Here is a 14,125-nt window from a genome sequence, read left to right as displayed (position 1 = left end):
TAAGGAGGCGCAGAGATGAATCGTTCTCCGGACACCATCATCGCGCTGATATTTTTCCTGATGGGTTTGCTGGTGCTGCTGTTAGCAATCTGGCAAATCCTGTTCTGAAAGGGGGCGCGATGCGCAGAGGATCGCTGGATAAAGTCTTTATTCAGGTGGCGATTATTGCGGCCATCATTATTCTGCTGACAATCTGGATTAGATAAGAGGATTTTTGTCTCGTCTGTTTGTCGGGCAGCGGCTGACGTCTTGCCCGGCAAACCGTTCAGGTCAGATATTTTCCCTGGCCCGGTATAGCGCAAACTACCACCGGGCAATTTTACAGAGCTGCCCCTTATGCGATACGAGAAACAGGACGCTACTCCCGGAACTTCTCCGCAATACGCCGCTATTTCATCAAAGGTAATTCGGCAAGCATCTGCTTAAGGTTAATGGCGTCCCAAGGCAAATGTTCAGCCACGGTAACGCCGACGGGCGCCGCCAGCGCGATAGCCTGATTAACCAACCTGACCACCTCCGCCATTGTCAGTTTTCCTTCCGCTACATCGCCGAAATCATGTTCACCGCGTCCAGGTTTGGCAAAGAGCACCGAGCGGAATAGCTCGGGATTCAGCACATCGAGATCAAGATGGATTGCCAGATATTGAATATCTTCGCGCCTTATCCATTCATCCACCGTCTGAGCGCCTTCTCTCACTGCTTGCGGCTCGCAACAGGCAATAGCGTGGTCGGCAATAAACTGAGCTTCGTATTCCAGAGGACGATGAATCCCCGCAATCATGACTTTGTCTGGCGACAACGGAGTTTTAACGCTGCAGGTCAGTTCGCTATCACCGACCCCCATCAGAGCGCCAAGAACGTGCGCGTGGGAATGGGGATATTGAGCCGGGGTCATCACATCAGGGTGGGAGTCTATCCACAGAACGCCGAGTTTATCGCCATATTTTTCCAGCAACCAGGTGAAAGGGGCCAATGATACCAGACAGTCACCGCCGAGCGTGACGATAGTGTCCGGACGATATTCGGCGATTTCCTCGCGCGCGTGGCGCAATTGTTCGACAACCTGACTGCGCCCCACAATGCCACGCTCATTTTCCAACGATTCTGCGGTTGGCGGCTTGACAGGTATTTCAACAATCGCTCCAGGCGACGGCGGCGCGAGCCACGCGAGCAGATGAGCGCCAAAATAATAGGGCGCATTGTTGCCCCCTTGCCACTGCGGGAAGATAAGACGGAGATTACGGTTGATTGAATGCGTCATGGCGTCCTCATATGAATGACGAATATATATGAGACATTGCTGCCGGGAATTTCCAGCGTTACCTCAAGGCTCTACAAATGAAGCGCCGTAAGGAACGATGGAAACAGCTACGGGTCAATGTTTTATGAATGAACGTTCATTCACTTTAAATCACATCGTCACTCTCTGCAAGTAAACCGGCGCATCATCTAGCCAGTATGGCGTAAAAGAGGCTAGAATCGCCTATCGCTGGAGGAGACATAAATGTCTAAAGATTCAGAAACGTACCATAAACTGATCGTCGCGGCTGCGGCCTGTTTCTCTGAAAAGGGCTTTAACGGCACCAGCGTGCGGGAGATTGCTCAGCGGGCTGGGATCAGCCAGGGGGCGATGTACACTTATTTCAAAGGTAAAGATGAGCTGATTGAAGCCATTATTCTGGAGGAGCAGAAATCCGCGCTGGCAAAGCAGCAAGAATCGCAGAAGGGAACCTGCTTTGAACTGATTTGTCGTCTTGCCATTTCCTGTATCCAGGATGTCGGCTATCCCTCATCCCATTCGCTGTGGGTGGAGATTATTGCGGAGTCAGCCAGAAAAGAGAACCTGCGCGCGACGTTTGTCGCCAGCGATATCGTGATGCGTGAGGGCATTGGGCAGATTATTCGCCAGGGCATCGCTGCCGGGGAGTTCAGCAAGCAGGTCGATCCTGAAGAAGCCACGATGACCATTTTTGCGCTAATTGATGGTTTTATCGGACGTAAGGCTATGACGCCTTCATTCAACGTTGAAACGGAGATTCCCCGCTTTAGCGAAGTAATGGCGGCGATTTTACAGAAAACTCCCGGAACCAGCGACGAGAGATATGGGGGATTAAAGCCCCAGCGGGCGTGAAGCCTGCCGGGGTAATCTCTTACAGATCGAAGCGGTCGAGGTTCATCACTTTGGTCCATGCGGCGACAAAGTCACTAACGAACTTTTGCCGCGCATCGCTGCAGGCATACACTTCTGCCAGTGCACGCAGGACGGAGTTAGATCCAAAGACCAGGTCAACGCGGGTCGCGGTGTATTTCTCTTCGCCGCTCTTACGGTCGCGACCGATAAACAGCTCAGCGTGCTCATCAGCGGCTTTCCAGACGGTGCCCATATCGAGCAGATTGACGAAGAAATCATTGCTCAATACGCCCACGCGGTCGGTAAACACGCCGTGACGGCTGCCGTCGAAGTTAGCGCCCAGCACGCGCAGGCCGCCCACCAGTACCGTCATTTCCGGCGCCGTCAGCGTTAACTGCTGCGCCTTATCAATCAGCAGCGTTTCGGTGGAAATGCCGCCGCCAATGCGGCGATAGTTGCGGAAACCATCGGCCAGCGGCTGCAGCAGATCCATCGCTTCGACATCGGTCTGATCCTGGCGCGAATCGACGCGGCCTGGAGCAAAGGGGACGCTAACCTGAACGCCCGCCGCAGCGGCAGCCTGCTCAATGCCCACTACGCCAGCCAGAACGATAATATCGGCCAGCGAAGCTTTACCGGACGCCTGCTGAATCGCCTGCAGGGTCGGCAGCACGCGGGTTGCGATAGCGTTCACCGGCCAGGCATTCTGCGGTTCCAGCGCCAGACGTGCGCCGTTGGCGCCGCCGCGTTTATCGCCACCGCGGAAGGTGGAAGCCGACGCCCAGGCCACGGAAACCAGCTCGCTGACCGACAGACCAGCATCGGCAATAGCGGTTTTCAGCGCGGCGATGTCTTCTGCGCCCGGATTGTGGATCGCTGCCGGTAACGGGTCTTGCCAGATCAAATCTTCTTTCGGTACTTCCGGACCCATATAGCGGGATTTCGGCCCCATATCGCGATGGATCAGTTTAAACCACGCGCGGGCGAAAGCCTCGTTAAAGGCCTGCGGATCGTTAAGGAAGCGACGGCAAATTTTATCGAATTCCGGGTCAAAGCGCAGCGTCAGGTCAGTCACCAGCATGGTCGGCTTACGTTTTATCTCTGGATTAAAAGGATCAGGGATAATTTCGGGGCCGTCTTTCGCTTCGAACTGAATCGCGCCTGCCGGGCTACGGGTTTGTACCCATTCATATTTGTACAGGTTTTCTAAGAAGTAGTTGCTCCACTGAGTCGGCGTTTGCGTCCAGACAACCTCAAGACCAGAGGTGATGGCATCCGCGCCTGCGCCGCTATTGTAGCTGTTCGCCCAACCGAGACCCTGCGCTTCAATCGGCGCCGCTTCCGGCTCTGCGCCTACGTGGGTGGTCACCGCAGCACCGTGCGTTTTACCCAGCGTATGGCCACCGGCGATCAGCGCGACGATCTCTTCATCATTCATCGCCATATTACCGAAGGTAGCGCGAATCGCTGCGGCTGCGGAGAGCGGGTCGCCGCTGGCGTTGGGGCCTTCCGGGTTAACGTAAATCAGACCCATTTCAGTGGCGCCAATGGCCTGCTGATTCAGGCTTTCCGGATGGCGGTGAGCCAGCCATTCGGTTTCATTACCCCAGTCAACATCCAGATCCGGTTCCCAAACATCTTCGCGGCCGGCACCGAAGCCAAAAGTACGGAAGCCGGAATTTTCCAGCGCCACGTTGCCCGCCAGCATATAGAGGTCGGCCCAGGAGATTTTCTGACCGTATTTCTGTTTTATCGGCCACAGCAGGCGACGGGCCTTATCGAGGCTGACGTTATCCGGCCAGGAGTTGAGCGGAGCGAAACGCTGCTGACCGCGTCCGGCGCCGCCGCGACCGTCAACGGTGCGGTAGGTACCGGCGCCGTGCCATGCCATACGAATAAACAGCCCGATATAGCTGCCCCAGTCCGCTGGCCACCACTCCTGCGAGTCATTGAGCAGGGCATGCAGGTCGGCTTTCAGCGCTGAATAGTCGAGCTTTTTAAACTCTTCCCGATAGTTAAAGTTCTCCCCCAGCGGGTTAGAGCGATTGGAGTGCTGGTTCAGCAAATCGACGCGTAGCTGATTGGGCCACCAGTCGCGGTTGCCGGTACCACCGCCCGCGCTCTGCGTTGGCGTTGGCGTTTCGGCGTGAAAAGGGCATTTCCCTGCGGATGGGGTGTTCGATGGATCGTTTGACGTGCTCATATCAGGCTCCGTTTGCTTTTGTGAATGCCATTACGATATACACTGCTTCGAGTAAACGATATGTGAATAAAACTACGGATTTAATAGATAATTCCGTTCAATTGCTCTTGTAAAAACCGAACATATGTCATTGTTGAATGATTAGTTTTCGGTATTAACGCGAACACAATAATAGGAACCTCAGGGTAAAGGAATCGTTAAAACCGCTTCAGCGCCGGGGAAGACGCATTGTTTGCGTTACGACAATTTTCATGCGTAAAAAAGCTTAGCGCTGCCAGTATAAAGGCGTACCAAAAACGTCGACAAAATAGTCAATTACCGTCCGTACGTTTAGCGAAGGGTGGCGAGCGTGAGGATAAATCGCCGACACTGGCGAAGGCGTGCTGCTAATTGCGGCGGTGTAATGAGGCATCAAATGAATCAGTCTTCCCGCGCCAATGGCTTCGTTGACCATCCAGTCGGGAAAAAGTACTACCCCCATGCCGCCCAGCGCGGCGGTCAGCAACGCATCGGCGTTATTGGATGCCAGCTGCGGGGTTTGCGGATAGTGAACCCATTCGCCTTCCGCGAGGCGAAATAACCAGCGGTTAGGCCCGTTTGAACCGCTGTACACCAGCGTACTGTGCTGGCGAAGATCTTCCGGCCGCTGCGGAACACCGCGACGCTGCAGATAGCGCGGGGCGGCAACCAGATAGTGATGCTGCATCCCCAGCACTCTGGCATGAACGCTGGAGTCGGGCAGGCTACCGATGCGGAAAATAACATCGGTCGCCTCCCGGTGCGGATCGATAAAATCATCGGTCAGCGCCAGCTCAATTTGCATTTGTGGATAACGTTCGCTCAGACCCGGTAGCCATGGCGCAATATGGCGCTGGCCAAAGTAGACCGGGGCGTTGATTCGCACCAGCCCCCCAGGCTCAAGGCTCCGATCCTGCAGGTCGCGTCTGGCGGCGCTGAACTGTTCGCTGATGCCTCTGGCATGTTCGGCAAAAAGACGTCCGGCTTCGGTGGGCACCACTGCGCGGGTATTACGATAAAACAGCTGTTGGCCGAGGGAGTCTTCAAGCTGATGAATGACGCGCGACACCATGGACGGGGAAACGCCTTCCCGTCGCGCCACCACGGAAAAGCTCTGGCTGTCGTACACGGCGATGAACAGCTGTAGCGCCCGAAAATTCACATTACCCGCATCGCTCATTTATGCAATATCCGCAAAAGTGTTTCCCTGATTGTACCGTTTTTCACACTACTTCGCTGTTTTATGCTCTGCCGCCTGATTAATAAGCGGAATTTAATGATGCAGTTATTACTGATTTTTCTGGTGATTGCCGGCGGCATGGGTCTGTCCGTCGAAGCCGGGCTACTGGGACCGCTGGCCGGTCAGGTAGGGGATTTATGGGCGACGTTCAGTATATTTGGCGTCGGGAGCGCCCTCACGTTTTTGCTGATGCTGCTGTTTGGCCCGCGCCAGAGCCCCTCATTTTTCTCTTTACCCGGCTGGCAGCTCACCGGAGGCGTGCTGGGACCCATTTACGTCGTCATTTTAACCGTTGCCGTACCGGTGATCGGTATCGCTATGACCATGATCGGCATTCTTGCCGGCCAGGTCTGTAAAAGCCTGCTGATCGACCATTACGGTCTGTTCGGTTCGCCAAAACGTAAAATCGATGGGCGGCGGCTTATTGCTCTGCTGTTAATCGTTGTCGCCCTGGTTCTGATTGCCACAAGCTGAGGTTGTAAAATGAGTAGCATAATGATTTTGTTGGCGCTGGTCGGCGGCGCGATGCTGAGTATGCAGGCGGCGATCAACGGCCGTTTAGGCAGTCAGGTTGGCGTGTTTCGTAGCGCATTTCTCACCTTCGCCGTGGGAGGATTGATCACCGCGCTGCTGATTTTGTATTTCGAGCCTCACCAGACGATGACGCTGCTCGATGTGCCGAAATGGCAGCTGCTGGGGGCGTTTTGCGGTGTACCCTATATCGTGATTATGGTGCTGGCGGTTCAGCGTATCGGCACCGCGACGGCCACGGTAGCGGTGATTTTTGGCCAACTGGCCATGAGCCTGCTGATTGATAATTTCGGCTGGCTGGGAAATGACGCCATCGCTTTCTCCCCGGGCAGGCTGGGGGCGATCGTCTGTCTGGGGCTGGCGTTGTTCTTTATTTATCGCTCCAGTTCAGTAGCCGCAGCGGAAGATAAGCAGTAGAGAGACATCTGTTTTGCCCGGTAGCGATACGCTACCGGGCGCCCCCTGTCAGCCAGACGTCGGCCGTTATCAACTGCGAATGCATTTTCGCTTCGGGCATCATCGACAGTAGACCGGCCATCAGCATTTCTCCCGCCTCATGAAGCGCGCTAAGCGGCATTTCCGGCAGACTTTCAAGAATAAACCACATCCGCGGACTCTCTACGCTCAGGCGAGTGCGTACTCCCTGTCGCCAGTTCCAGCGTCGGCAGGTCACCCCTGCGTCATCGCACCAGACCACTTCACCCGCGTCGGGGTTTTCGAAGACGATCTTTCCCTCTTTGACGGTATCGAACGGCTCGCTGCCGTCGGCAATCTTCAGTTGCGGGACGCCAACGTAAGCCGCCAGGTTTTCCCCACCGACCGGCACGGCGTAGCGCAGGCTCACCGCATTATAGAGATCGACGATCGGATCGAGCGCTGCCATTTCGCCATCGCGCAGCACCCGCCTGCGCAAGGCTTCCGCCGAGCAGGGCGTGCGCTTAGGCTTTGCGCCAAAGGCGCGGAATACCTCGTTCCAGGCCTGCAAATGTGCTTCCGCCCACTGCGGCTCACCGGCGATAACCGCACGGCAGGCGGAATGGAGCGCTTCTGCACCAACCTGCGGCGCGCGTACGGGAGCAGAGATAACATCAATGCTCAGGGCGCGAAAGCCGGGAGCCAGCGCCGACACCTGTGGGCTGATTGACGGTAATACGTTATTCATTGGATAATCCTTTAACGACTATTTTAAAGCATGATATCGACCGATGACCAAAAAAGTCAATATAACGACCGGGGCGGGCGCTGATGCCGCCAGCATCAATGAAGCCGTTGCGGCGCGCATTAAGCGCTATCGGGCGGAAAAGAAGATCTCCCTCGACGAGCTATCAAGGCGCGCGGGCGTCAGCAAAGGGATGCTGGTAGACATTGAAGCCTGCCGGGCTAACCCGAGCATTGCGCTGTTATGCCGTCTGGCGTCAGCCATGGGCGTTGCGGTGGCCGATTTCGTCAATGTTGCCACCGCGCCGCCGGTAAAGGCGATCGCCGCAGGCGATATCCCCACGCTGTGGCAGGGTGAACAGGGCGGCCACGCGCGACTGCTGGCCGGAACCAGCGGTCCTGATATGGTGGAACTCTGGCAGTGGAGTCTTTATCCGGGCGAAATTTTTACTTCTCCAGGCCACGGAGAAGGGACCACGGAGCTGCTTTTTGTGACCGAGGGCGCCCTGACATTAACGGTGAACGACAGCCTCTATTTGATTCCCGCCGGTGATTCAGCCGTCGCACGTACCGACGCCCCGCATAGCTACGCTAACGCCGGCGAGACGGTGACGCGATTCACCATGACGGTCAGTGAAAAAGCGCGCTAGCCATTCGCCTCCGTCGATCTTACGATGGAGGTTATTTCAGTGACAGTGTCACTTTAAATCTCTAACATGCTGATACATTTCTGCCAAATCATTAGCAACCTTTCGGTAGGGCTCCCGCTGCGATAACGCTATTCTTCCCCGCTTTTCCTTTTTCAGGCCCTTTGTAACCCAGGTAAATGACCGCTAATGTCCCTTATGAGAGATGAAATTCGCGACCATTCAGCGGAAGAGATGTTATTTATCCGCCGTGCTGTCATTGCGTTTCTACTGGTGGTGGTCTGCTTTGCTGTCCTGATTGTTAACCTCTACCGCCTGCAGGTAGAGCAGCACGACTTTTATCAGACCCGTTCAAACCAGAACGACATTAAAATGCTGCCCATCGCGCCGAGCCGCGGGCTGATTTTCGACCGCAACGGCATCCCGCTGGTACAAAATATTACCCTCTACCGTTTACAGGTGATCCCGAGCAAAATCGCCGATATGACGGCGCTGCTGCAGCAGCTGACGCCGATTGTTGATTTAACCCCGCAGGATATCGCCGACTTCCGCGACGATATGCACCACACCAGCCGCTACAAAGAGGTGACCTTAAAATCGGACCTGAGCGATATTGAGGTGGCGCGTTTTGCCGTCAATGAGTTCCATTTTCCCGGCGTTACCGTAGAGAGCTACCAGCAGCGCGCTTATCCCTACGGCGCCGAGCTGGCGCACGTGGTTGGCTATGTCTCGAAGATCAACGACAGCGATTTGCAAAAGCTGGCCAAAGCCGGCGAAGAAGAGAACTACGCCGCCGACCATAATATCGGTAAGCAGGGCATCGAAGGCTACTATGAGAAAGCGCTGCACGGCACCACCGGTTATCAGGAGGTTGAGGTGGATAACCACGGGCGGGTGGTGCGTCTGCTAAAAGAGGTGCCACCGGTGGCCGGGAAGAACATCTACCTGACGCTGGATTTGCATCTGCAGCAGTATATCGAGTCGGTGCTGAAGGGGCAGCGCGCGGCGGTGGTCGCCGTCGATCCGCGCGACGGCGGCGTGCTGGCGATGGTTTCCAGCCCCAGCTATGACCCGAATCCCTTTGTCAGAGGCATTGGCTACCAGGCCTATCGTTCGCTGCTCGAAAACCCCGACCGTCCGCTGATTAACCGTGTCACCCAGGGGCTCTATCCGCCCGCGTCGACGGTGAAGCCCTACATGGCGCTGTCGGCGCTATCGGCGGGCGTAATCACGCCAACCACCTCCTTCTTCGGCGCGCCGACGTGGACGCTGCCGGGAACCCAGCGCCGCTACCGCGACTGGCTGAAGAGCGGCCACGGCATGCTTAACGTCACCAAAGCGATCGAAGAGTCGGCGGATACGTTTTTCTATCAGGTGGCGTTTGAGATGGGGATCGACCGTATTCACGAGTGGCTGAGCAAGTTCGGTTACGGTCAGTCTACCGGTATCGATCTTAACGAAGAGTATGCCGGGGTGCTACCGAGCCGGGAGTGGAAACAGCGGGTGCATAAAAAACCGTGGTATCAGGGGGATACCATTTCCGTCGGCATCGGCCAGGGCTACTGGATTGCCACGCCGATCCAGATGGTTAAAGCGCTGACGACCCTGATAAATAACGGCAAAGTGCAAAATCCGCATCTGCTTTACTCCATGAAGCAGGGGAATAGGGTCGAGCGCTATCAGCCACCGCAGAATCTGCCGCAGATTGGCGATCCGCATTCGCCATACTGGGACGTGGTGCGCAACGGTATGTACGGCATGGCGAACCTGCCAAACGGCACCGGCTATAAGCTGTTCCATTCCGCGCCGTACCAGATCGCCGCAAAATCGGGGACGTCCCAGGTCTTCAGCCTGAAGGAGAATCAGACCTACAACGCGAAGATGATCCCGGTGCGCCTGCGCGACCATATCTTCTACACCCTGTTTGCGCCGTATCAGCATCCGAAGGTGGCGATGGCGCTGATTCTGGAGAACGGCGGCGGCGATGGCGTAGTGGCAGGACCGACGGCACGCGCCATCCTCGACCATATCTTTGACCCGGCCAACGCGCCGGCTGAACAGGGTGCTGCGGCTGCGGTGCCGCAGGTGGAGAGCGCGGACGCGCAGTAGACGTTATTCGCCCGGAGCATAAGCGTTAGCGGATTGGTTATTTGCCGCCGCTGGCGCTTTTGCTCATAGTAGGGCTCTGTGTTGTTGTGAAAAAAGGCCCTCCGATGTCGTTAAGCCGAAATACGCTTCTTATTGTGCAGACCGGCACCCCGCCGGATGAAATCGCCTCCGACCACGGCGATCTTCCCTCCTGGTTTGCTCATTTACTGGCGCCGTGGCGCAATAAAATCAGCGTGGCGCGAGTGTTTGCCGGGGAGACGCTTCCCGCCCCGGATAACGCGACCGTCGCGGTGATTACCGGCTCATGGGATATGGTGACCGAACGCCTGCCGTGGAGCGAAATGACCGCGGCCTGGATCCGCGAGGCAATGGCAATAGAGATGCCGCTGTTCGGCGTCTGCTACGGGCATCAGCTGATGGCGCATGCGCTGGGCGGCGAGGTGGATTACCATCCTGCCGGGCGCGAGGCCGGAAGCAAAACCATTTCGCTGTCAGAAAGCGGGCGGGGGGATCGTCTTCTGGCCGATCATCCGGCGCCGTTCAGCGCGCATCTTACCCATATGCAAACGGTCACCCGATTACCGCCGGGGGCGACGGTGCTGGCCTCGTCGCAGCACGATCCGCACCAGATTGTGCGCTACGGCGCCCATGCCGTCTCCACCCAGTTCCACCCGGAAATCACGCCGGCGATTGCCCGCTCGCTGATCGCGTACCGTCAGGCGGCACTGCGCAACGAGGGTATTGACCCGGATAAGCTGAGCCTTGAGGTTGAGGAAAGCCCGGTGGCCTCGGCGATTTTGACCCGCTTTGTTGCCGGCTATCTGCCGCCGGATCGGGAAACGGCGTAACGTTAGCGCTGGTTTTCCTCAAGCCAGGCCGCTGTTTCTCGCAGGATTTCATCTGAAAACGCCGAATCAGCGGTCATTCGCGCCAGAATCAACGCCCCGACCATGGCAGACCAGTTGCCAATCGCCGCACGACGGCTATTTTCCGGGTTTTTCTCATTAATCGCTTCGCTGAGATAAGCTATCTGCTGCTGCAGTCGCGCGGTCATTTCATCGCGTGCGGATTCAGACTGGCGGATGGTCTCCGCCGCCAGCGCTGCCAGCGGGCAACCGCTGGCAAAATTATCCCGGTGCTCGGGTGAGAGATAACGTGCGATAAGCGATTCGACGTCGTTATCCGCCGCTTCGCTCTCTATCTTCAGTTCAGCAAGGGTTTGTGCGATCAGGTCATCCTTCGATTTAAAGTAGCCGTAAAATCCGCCGTGGGTCAGACCGGCTGATTTCATAATATCGGTGACCGTGACCGCGTCAAAACCGCGCTCACGAAACAACCGGCCGGCGGCGGTCAGGATTGTCTGCTTATTCTCTTCAACCTGTTTTCTGCTCACTCTCATGGCGCGTTCCTGCGATAAATTATTTATGATGACCATCATATAACAATATTTACAGCTTACCCAGCTCGTGCCATTATACATGACGACCATCATGTATAATTCAGGAGTGTCGTTATGAGTAGTCAATCAGCAGTACTGGTGACCGGGGCATCGACAGGTATTGGCGCAGTCTATGCCGAACGTTTTGCTCGCCGCGGTCATGACCTGGTACTCGTTGCGCGTCATCTCGAGCGGCTGACGGCGCTGGCCGAGCGGCTGCGCGGTGAAACCGGCGTTCAGGTCGACATCCTGCAGGCCGACTTAACTCAGGATAGCGACATTACCGCCCTCGAGCAGCGACTGCGGGAAGACGCACAAATTGGGATTCTGATTAACAATGCCGGCACGTCGATACCCGGCGATTTTCTTAACCAGAGCAGCGCCGATATCACTCGGCTGATTACCCTCAACGTTACTGCCGTGACCCGCCTGGCAAACGCTATCGCACCGCGTCTGACCCGGGCCGGAGCAGGGGCCATCGTCAATATTGCATCGGTGGTTGGGCTGGGCCCGGAAATGGGCCTGACCGTATACGGCGCGACAAAAGCGTTTGTGCTGTTTCTTTCGCAGGGGCTCGACGTTGAGCTAAGCGCGAAGGGCGTATACGTGCAGGCGGTTCTGCCTGCGGCCACCCGTACCGAAATCTGGCAGCATAGCGGTAAAGATGTCAACGCCATTCCCGGCGTTATGGAGGTGGAGAAACTGGTGGATGCCGCCCTGGTCGGTTTTGACCGCCGCGAATTGGTCACCATACCGCCGCTGCAGGACGAAACGAAGTGGCAAATGCTTAACGCGATGCGTCAGGCTATGCTGCCCGCTTTCGTGCAATCTGAGCCAGCGGCACGTTATCTCGCCTGATCGTTTGTTTGTCTCACCGTGTATCGGAAAGGAGAGTCGATACACGGTGCGACAACATCGCGCCATCGCACGTCCGGCGCAGATATAACGCCTCGGGGAAAGCGCCCGAAGTGGCAGAATTTCCCGGAGGCGATGCTGCTTATCTGTCCGGGCTATGCGTCCTCAGCAGTCTGCGGGGCTGTAGCCCGGGCAGACGCCTTGCGCCGCCCCCGGGAAATGACGTGACAACGTCACAAGATCAGGGCGAAACCCAATAAAAAAGCCGATAAGGTAAGTTATCGGCTTTCGTGGTCAATGCGAAAAGCTTACTGCGCCAGCAGCTCCTGGGCGGTGCGATCGACCAGGCTCAGTAGCACCTTCACGTCATCTAACGTGACGATCGGGTTCAGCAAGGTCAGCTTCAGGCAGGTAACGCCGTTGTGCTCGGTCACCCCGACGTTAGCGCGGCCGGAGGCCAGCAGCGCATCGCCTACCCGCTGGTTGAGCAGGGCGATGGCGGCGTCGTCACTGCCCGCCATTTGCTGCGGACGGGAACGGAACAGCACGCTCGCCAGCTGCGGCTGCATCACCAGTTCCAGCGTCGGCTGCGTTTCGACATAATCCGCTACGTTCAGCGCCATCGTCACGCCGTGATCGATGATTTCCGCATACTGCTTCTGGCCCAGCGCCTCAAGACCCATCCACAGCTTCAGCGCGTCGAAGCGGCGGGTGGTCTGCAGCGATTTGGACACCAGGTTCGGTACGCCATGCTCTTCATCGAACTCAGAGTTCAGATAGGCCGCCTGATAGCGCATCAGCTCGTAGTGACGGGCTTCTTTTAACAGAAACGCGCCGCAGCTGATGGTCTGGAAGAACTGCTTATGGAAATCCAGAGTGATGGAATCCACTAAGTCAATGCCGTCCAGACGATCGCGATACTTCTCAGACATCAGCAGCGCGCCGCCCCAGGCTGCGTCAACGTGCAGCCAGATCTGATGCTCTGCCGCGACAGCCGCGATTTCTCGCAGCGGGTCAATGGCCCCCGCGTCGGTAGTACCAGCGGTAGCGACAATCGCCATAATCTGCTCGCCGTTAGCCTGAGCCTCGGCGATTTTCGCTTTCAGGTCCGCCACGTCCATCCGCGCGAATTGGTCGGTTTTCACCAGCGTCACGGAACGGTAGCCGAGGCCCATCAGCGCCATATTCTTCTGCACCGAGAAGTGGGCGTTTTCAGAACACAGTACTTTGTAGCGACGAACATCGCCCGGCAGACCATCCTGCTGGATGGAGTGGCCCTGGCGGGCAAAGAAGGCATCGCGCGCCAGCATCAGGCCCATCATGTTGCTCTGGGTACCGCCGCTGGTGAACACGCCCGCATCGCCAGCGCCGTAGCCGACCTGCGCACGCAGCCATTCAATAAGCTTGATCTCAATGATGGTGGCTGACGGGCTTTGATCCCAGGAGTCCATGCTCTGGTTGGTGGCGTTAATCAGCACTTCCGCCGCCTGGCTAATCACCAGGCTCGGGCAGTGTAGATGCGCCACGCACTGCGGGTGATGTACCGACAGACTGTCTTTCAGGAAGTACTCGATCGCACGTTCAATCGCCGCCTGGTTGCCCAGACCCTGTTCGTTGAAATCAAGGGTGATGCGCTCACGCAGTTCGTCAACGCTTTTCCCCTGATACATTTCAGGCTGCTGCAACCACTGCGCGACAGCCTGGCTGGTCTGGGCGATCGCTTGCTGATAGGCATCAATACTCTGTGCGGAACCAGCAAGAATCGGATTCAACTTGGACATTGCGGTCACTTACT

The 14,125-nt window shown here is 56.8% G+C and carries 15 protein-coding genes; 9 read left to right on the top strand and 6 right to left on the bottom strand.

Annotation, left to right across the window (positions count from 1 at the left end):
• The first annotated feature begins 15 nt into the window (after positions 1-15).
• Positions 16-108, top strand: coding sequence for a protein MgtR (gene mgtR, locus ABLV11_RS02470; RefSeq protein WP_004101989.1), 93 nt, complete (start codon positions 16-18; stop codon positions 106-108).
• Between the two features lie 11 nt (positions 109-119).
• Positions 120-206 (top strand): magnesium transporter protection protein MgtU, encoded by an 87-nt coding sequence (gene mgtU, locus ABLV11_RS02465; RefSeq protein ID WP_251009858.1) that lies wholly within the window; start codon positions 120-122, stop codon positions 204-206.
• A 182-nt stretch (positions 207-388) separates the two neighbouring features.
• Here mgtU and ABLV11_RS02460 read toward each other — a convergent pair whose 3' ends face one another.
• Positions 389-1,261: an arginase family protein gene (locus ABLV11_RS02460; protein WP_004112940.1), complete on the bottom strand. Its 873-nt coding sequence runs from the start codon at positions 1,259-1,261 to the stop codon at positions 389-391.
• Positions 1,262-1,504: 243 nt separating this feature from the next.
• On the opposite strand from ABLV11_RS02460, the gene ABLV11_RS02455 reads away from it, so the two are divergent.
• Positions 1,505-2,131: a TetR/AcrR family transcriptional regulator gene (locus ABLV11_RS02455; protein ID WP_064372091.1), complete on the top strand. Its 627-nt coding sequence runs from the start codon at positions 1,505-1,507 to the stop codon at positions 2,129-2,131.
• Positions 2,132-2,150: 19 nt separating this feature from the next.
• On the opposite strand, the gene katG is transcribed toward ABLV11_RS02455, so the two are convergent.
• Together katG and ABLV11_RS02445 are read right to left on the bottom strand one after the other, a co-directional pair.
• On the bottom strand, positions 2,151-4,334 hold the full coding sequence (gene katG, locus ABLV11_RS02450; protein ID WP_126489109.1) for a catalase/peroxidase HPI: 2,184 nt from the start codon (positions 4,332-4,334) through the stop codon (positions 2,151-2,153).
• A 265-nt stretch (positions 4,335-4,599) separates the two neighbouring features.
• The gene (locus ABLV11_RS02445; protein ID WP_004101991.1) at positions 4,600-5,532 is read right to left on the bottom strand and encodes a LysR family transcriptional regulator; all 933 of its coding nucleotides are present in this window, start codon (positions 5,530-5,532) and stop codon (positions 4,600-4,602) included.
• 99 nt (positions 5,533-5,631) lie between these two features.
• On the opposite strand from ABLV11_RS02445, the gene ABLV11_RS02440 reads away from it, so the two are divergent.
• Both ABLV11_RS02440 and ABLV11_RS02435 read left to right on the top strand, forming a co-directional pair.
• Positions 5,632-6,066, top strand: coding sequence for a DMT family transporter (locus ABLV11_RS02440; protein WP_016809042.1), 435 nt, complete (start codon positions 5,632-5,634; stop codon positions 6,064-6,066).
• Between the two features lie 9 nt (positions 6,067-6,075).
• On the top strand, positions 6,076-6,540 hold the full coding sequence (locus tag ABLV11_RS02435) for a DMT family transporter (RefSeq protein WP_004101994.1): 465 nt from the start codon (positions 6,076-6,078) through the stop codon (positions 6,538-6,540).
• A gap of 31 nt (positions 6,541-6,571) precedes the next feature.
• On the opposite strand, the gene ABLV11_RS02430 is transcribed toward ABLV11_RS02435, so the two are convergent.
• On the bottom strand, positions 6,572-7,285 hold the full coding sequence (locus tag ABLV11_RS02430) for a B3/4 domain-containing protein (protein ID WP_032728240.1): 714 nt from the start codon (positions 7,283-7,285) through the stop codon (positions 6,572-6,574).
• Positions 7,286-7,328: 43 nt separating this feature from the next.
• Here ABLV11_RS02430 and ABLV11_RS02425 point away from each other — a divergent pair, with 43 nt between their 5' ends.
• From ABLV11_RS02425 to ABLV11_RS02415, 3 genes are all read left to right on the top strand, one after another.
• Positions 7,329-7,931 carry an XRE family transcriptional regulator gene (locus ABLV11_RS02425; RefSeq protein WP_064396013.1) on the top strand — a complete coding sequence of 201 codons (603 nt, stop codon included), beginning with the start codon at positions 7,329-7,331 and terminating at the stop codon, positions 7,929-7,931.
• Between the two features lie 186 nt (positions 7,932-8,117).
• Positions 8,118-10,037, top strand: a complete 1,920-nt coding sequence (mrdA, locus tag ABLV11_RS02420; RefSeq protein WP_172598511.1) for a penicillin-binding protein 2 — start codon at positions 8,118-8,120, stop codon at positions 10,035-10,037.
• A 104-nt stretch (positions 10,038-10,141) separates the two neighbouring features.
• On the top strand, positions 10,142-10,885 hold the full coding sequence (locus tag ABLV11_RS02415; RefSeq protein ID WP_023320937.1) for a glutamine amidotransferase: 744 nt from the start codon (positions 10,142-10,144) through the stop codon (positions 10,883-10,885).
• Between the two features lie 2 nt (positions 10,886-10,887).
• Here ABLV11_RS02415 and ABLV11_RS02410 read toward each other — a convergent pair whose 3' ends face one another.
• Positions 10,888-11,436, bottom strand: a complete 549-nt coding sequence (locus tag ABLV11_RS02410) for a TetR/AcrR family transcriptional regulator (protein ID WP_126489110.1) — start codon at positions 11,434-11,436, stop codon at positions 10,888-10,890.
• Between the two features lie 114 nt (positions 11,437-11,550).
• On the opposite strand from ABLV11_RS02410, the gene ABLV11_RS02405 reads away from it, so the two are divergent.
• Positions 11,551-12,333, top strand: a complete 783-nt coding sequence (locus tag ABLV11_RS02405; protein ID WP_032728243.1) for an SDR family oxidoreductase — start codon at positions 11,551-11,553, stop codon at positions 12,331-12,333.
• Between the two features lie 305 nt (positions 12,334-12,638).
• Here ABLV11_RS02405 and ABLV11_RS02400 read toward each other — a convergent pair whose 3' ends face one another.
• Positions 12,639-14,120: an aspartate aminotransferase family protein gene (locus ABLV11_RS02400; RefSeq protein WP_160886463.1), complete on the bottom strand. Its 1,482-nt coding sequence runs from the start codon at positions 14,118-14,120 to the stop codon at positions 12,639-12,641.
• Positions 14,121-14,125: the final 5 nt, after the last annotated feature.

The sequence above is a fragment of the Klebsiella sp. GW_Kp181 genome, from assembly GCF_040062315.1.
GTDB lineage: Bacteria > Pseudomonadota > Gammaproteobacteria > Enterobacterales > Enterobacteriaceae > Klebsiella > Klebsiella oxytoca.
The sequence above is the reverse complement of the archived record's forward strand: the minus strand, read 5'-3'. Positions and strand labels throughout refer to the sequence as shown.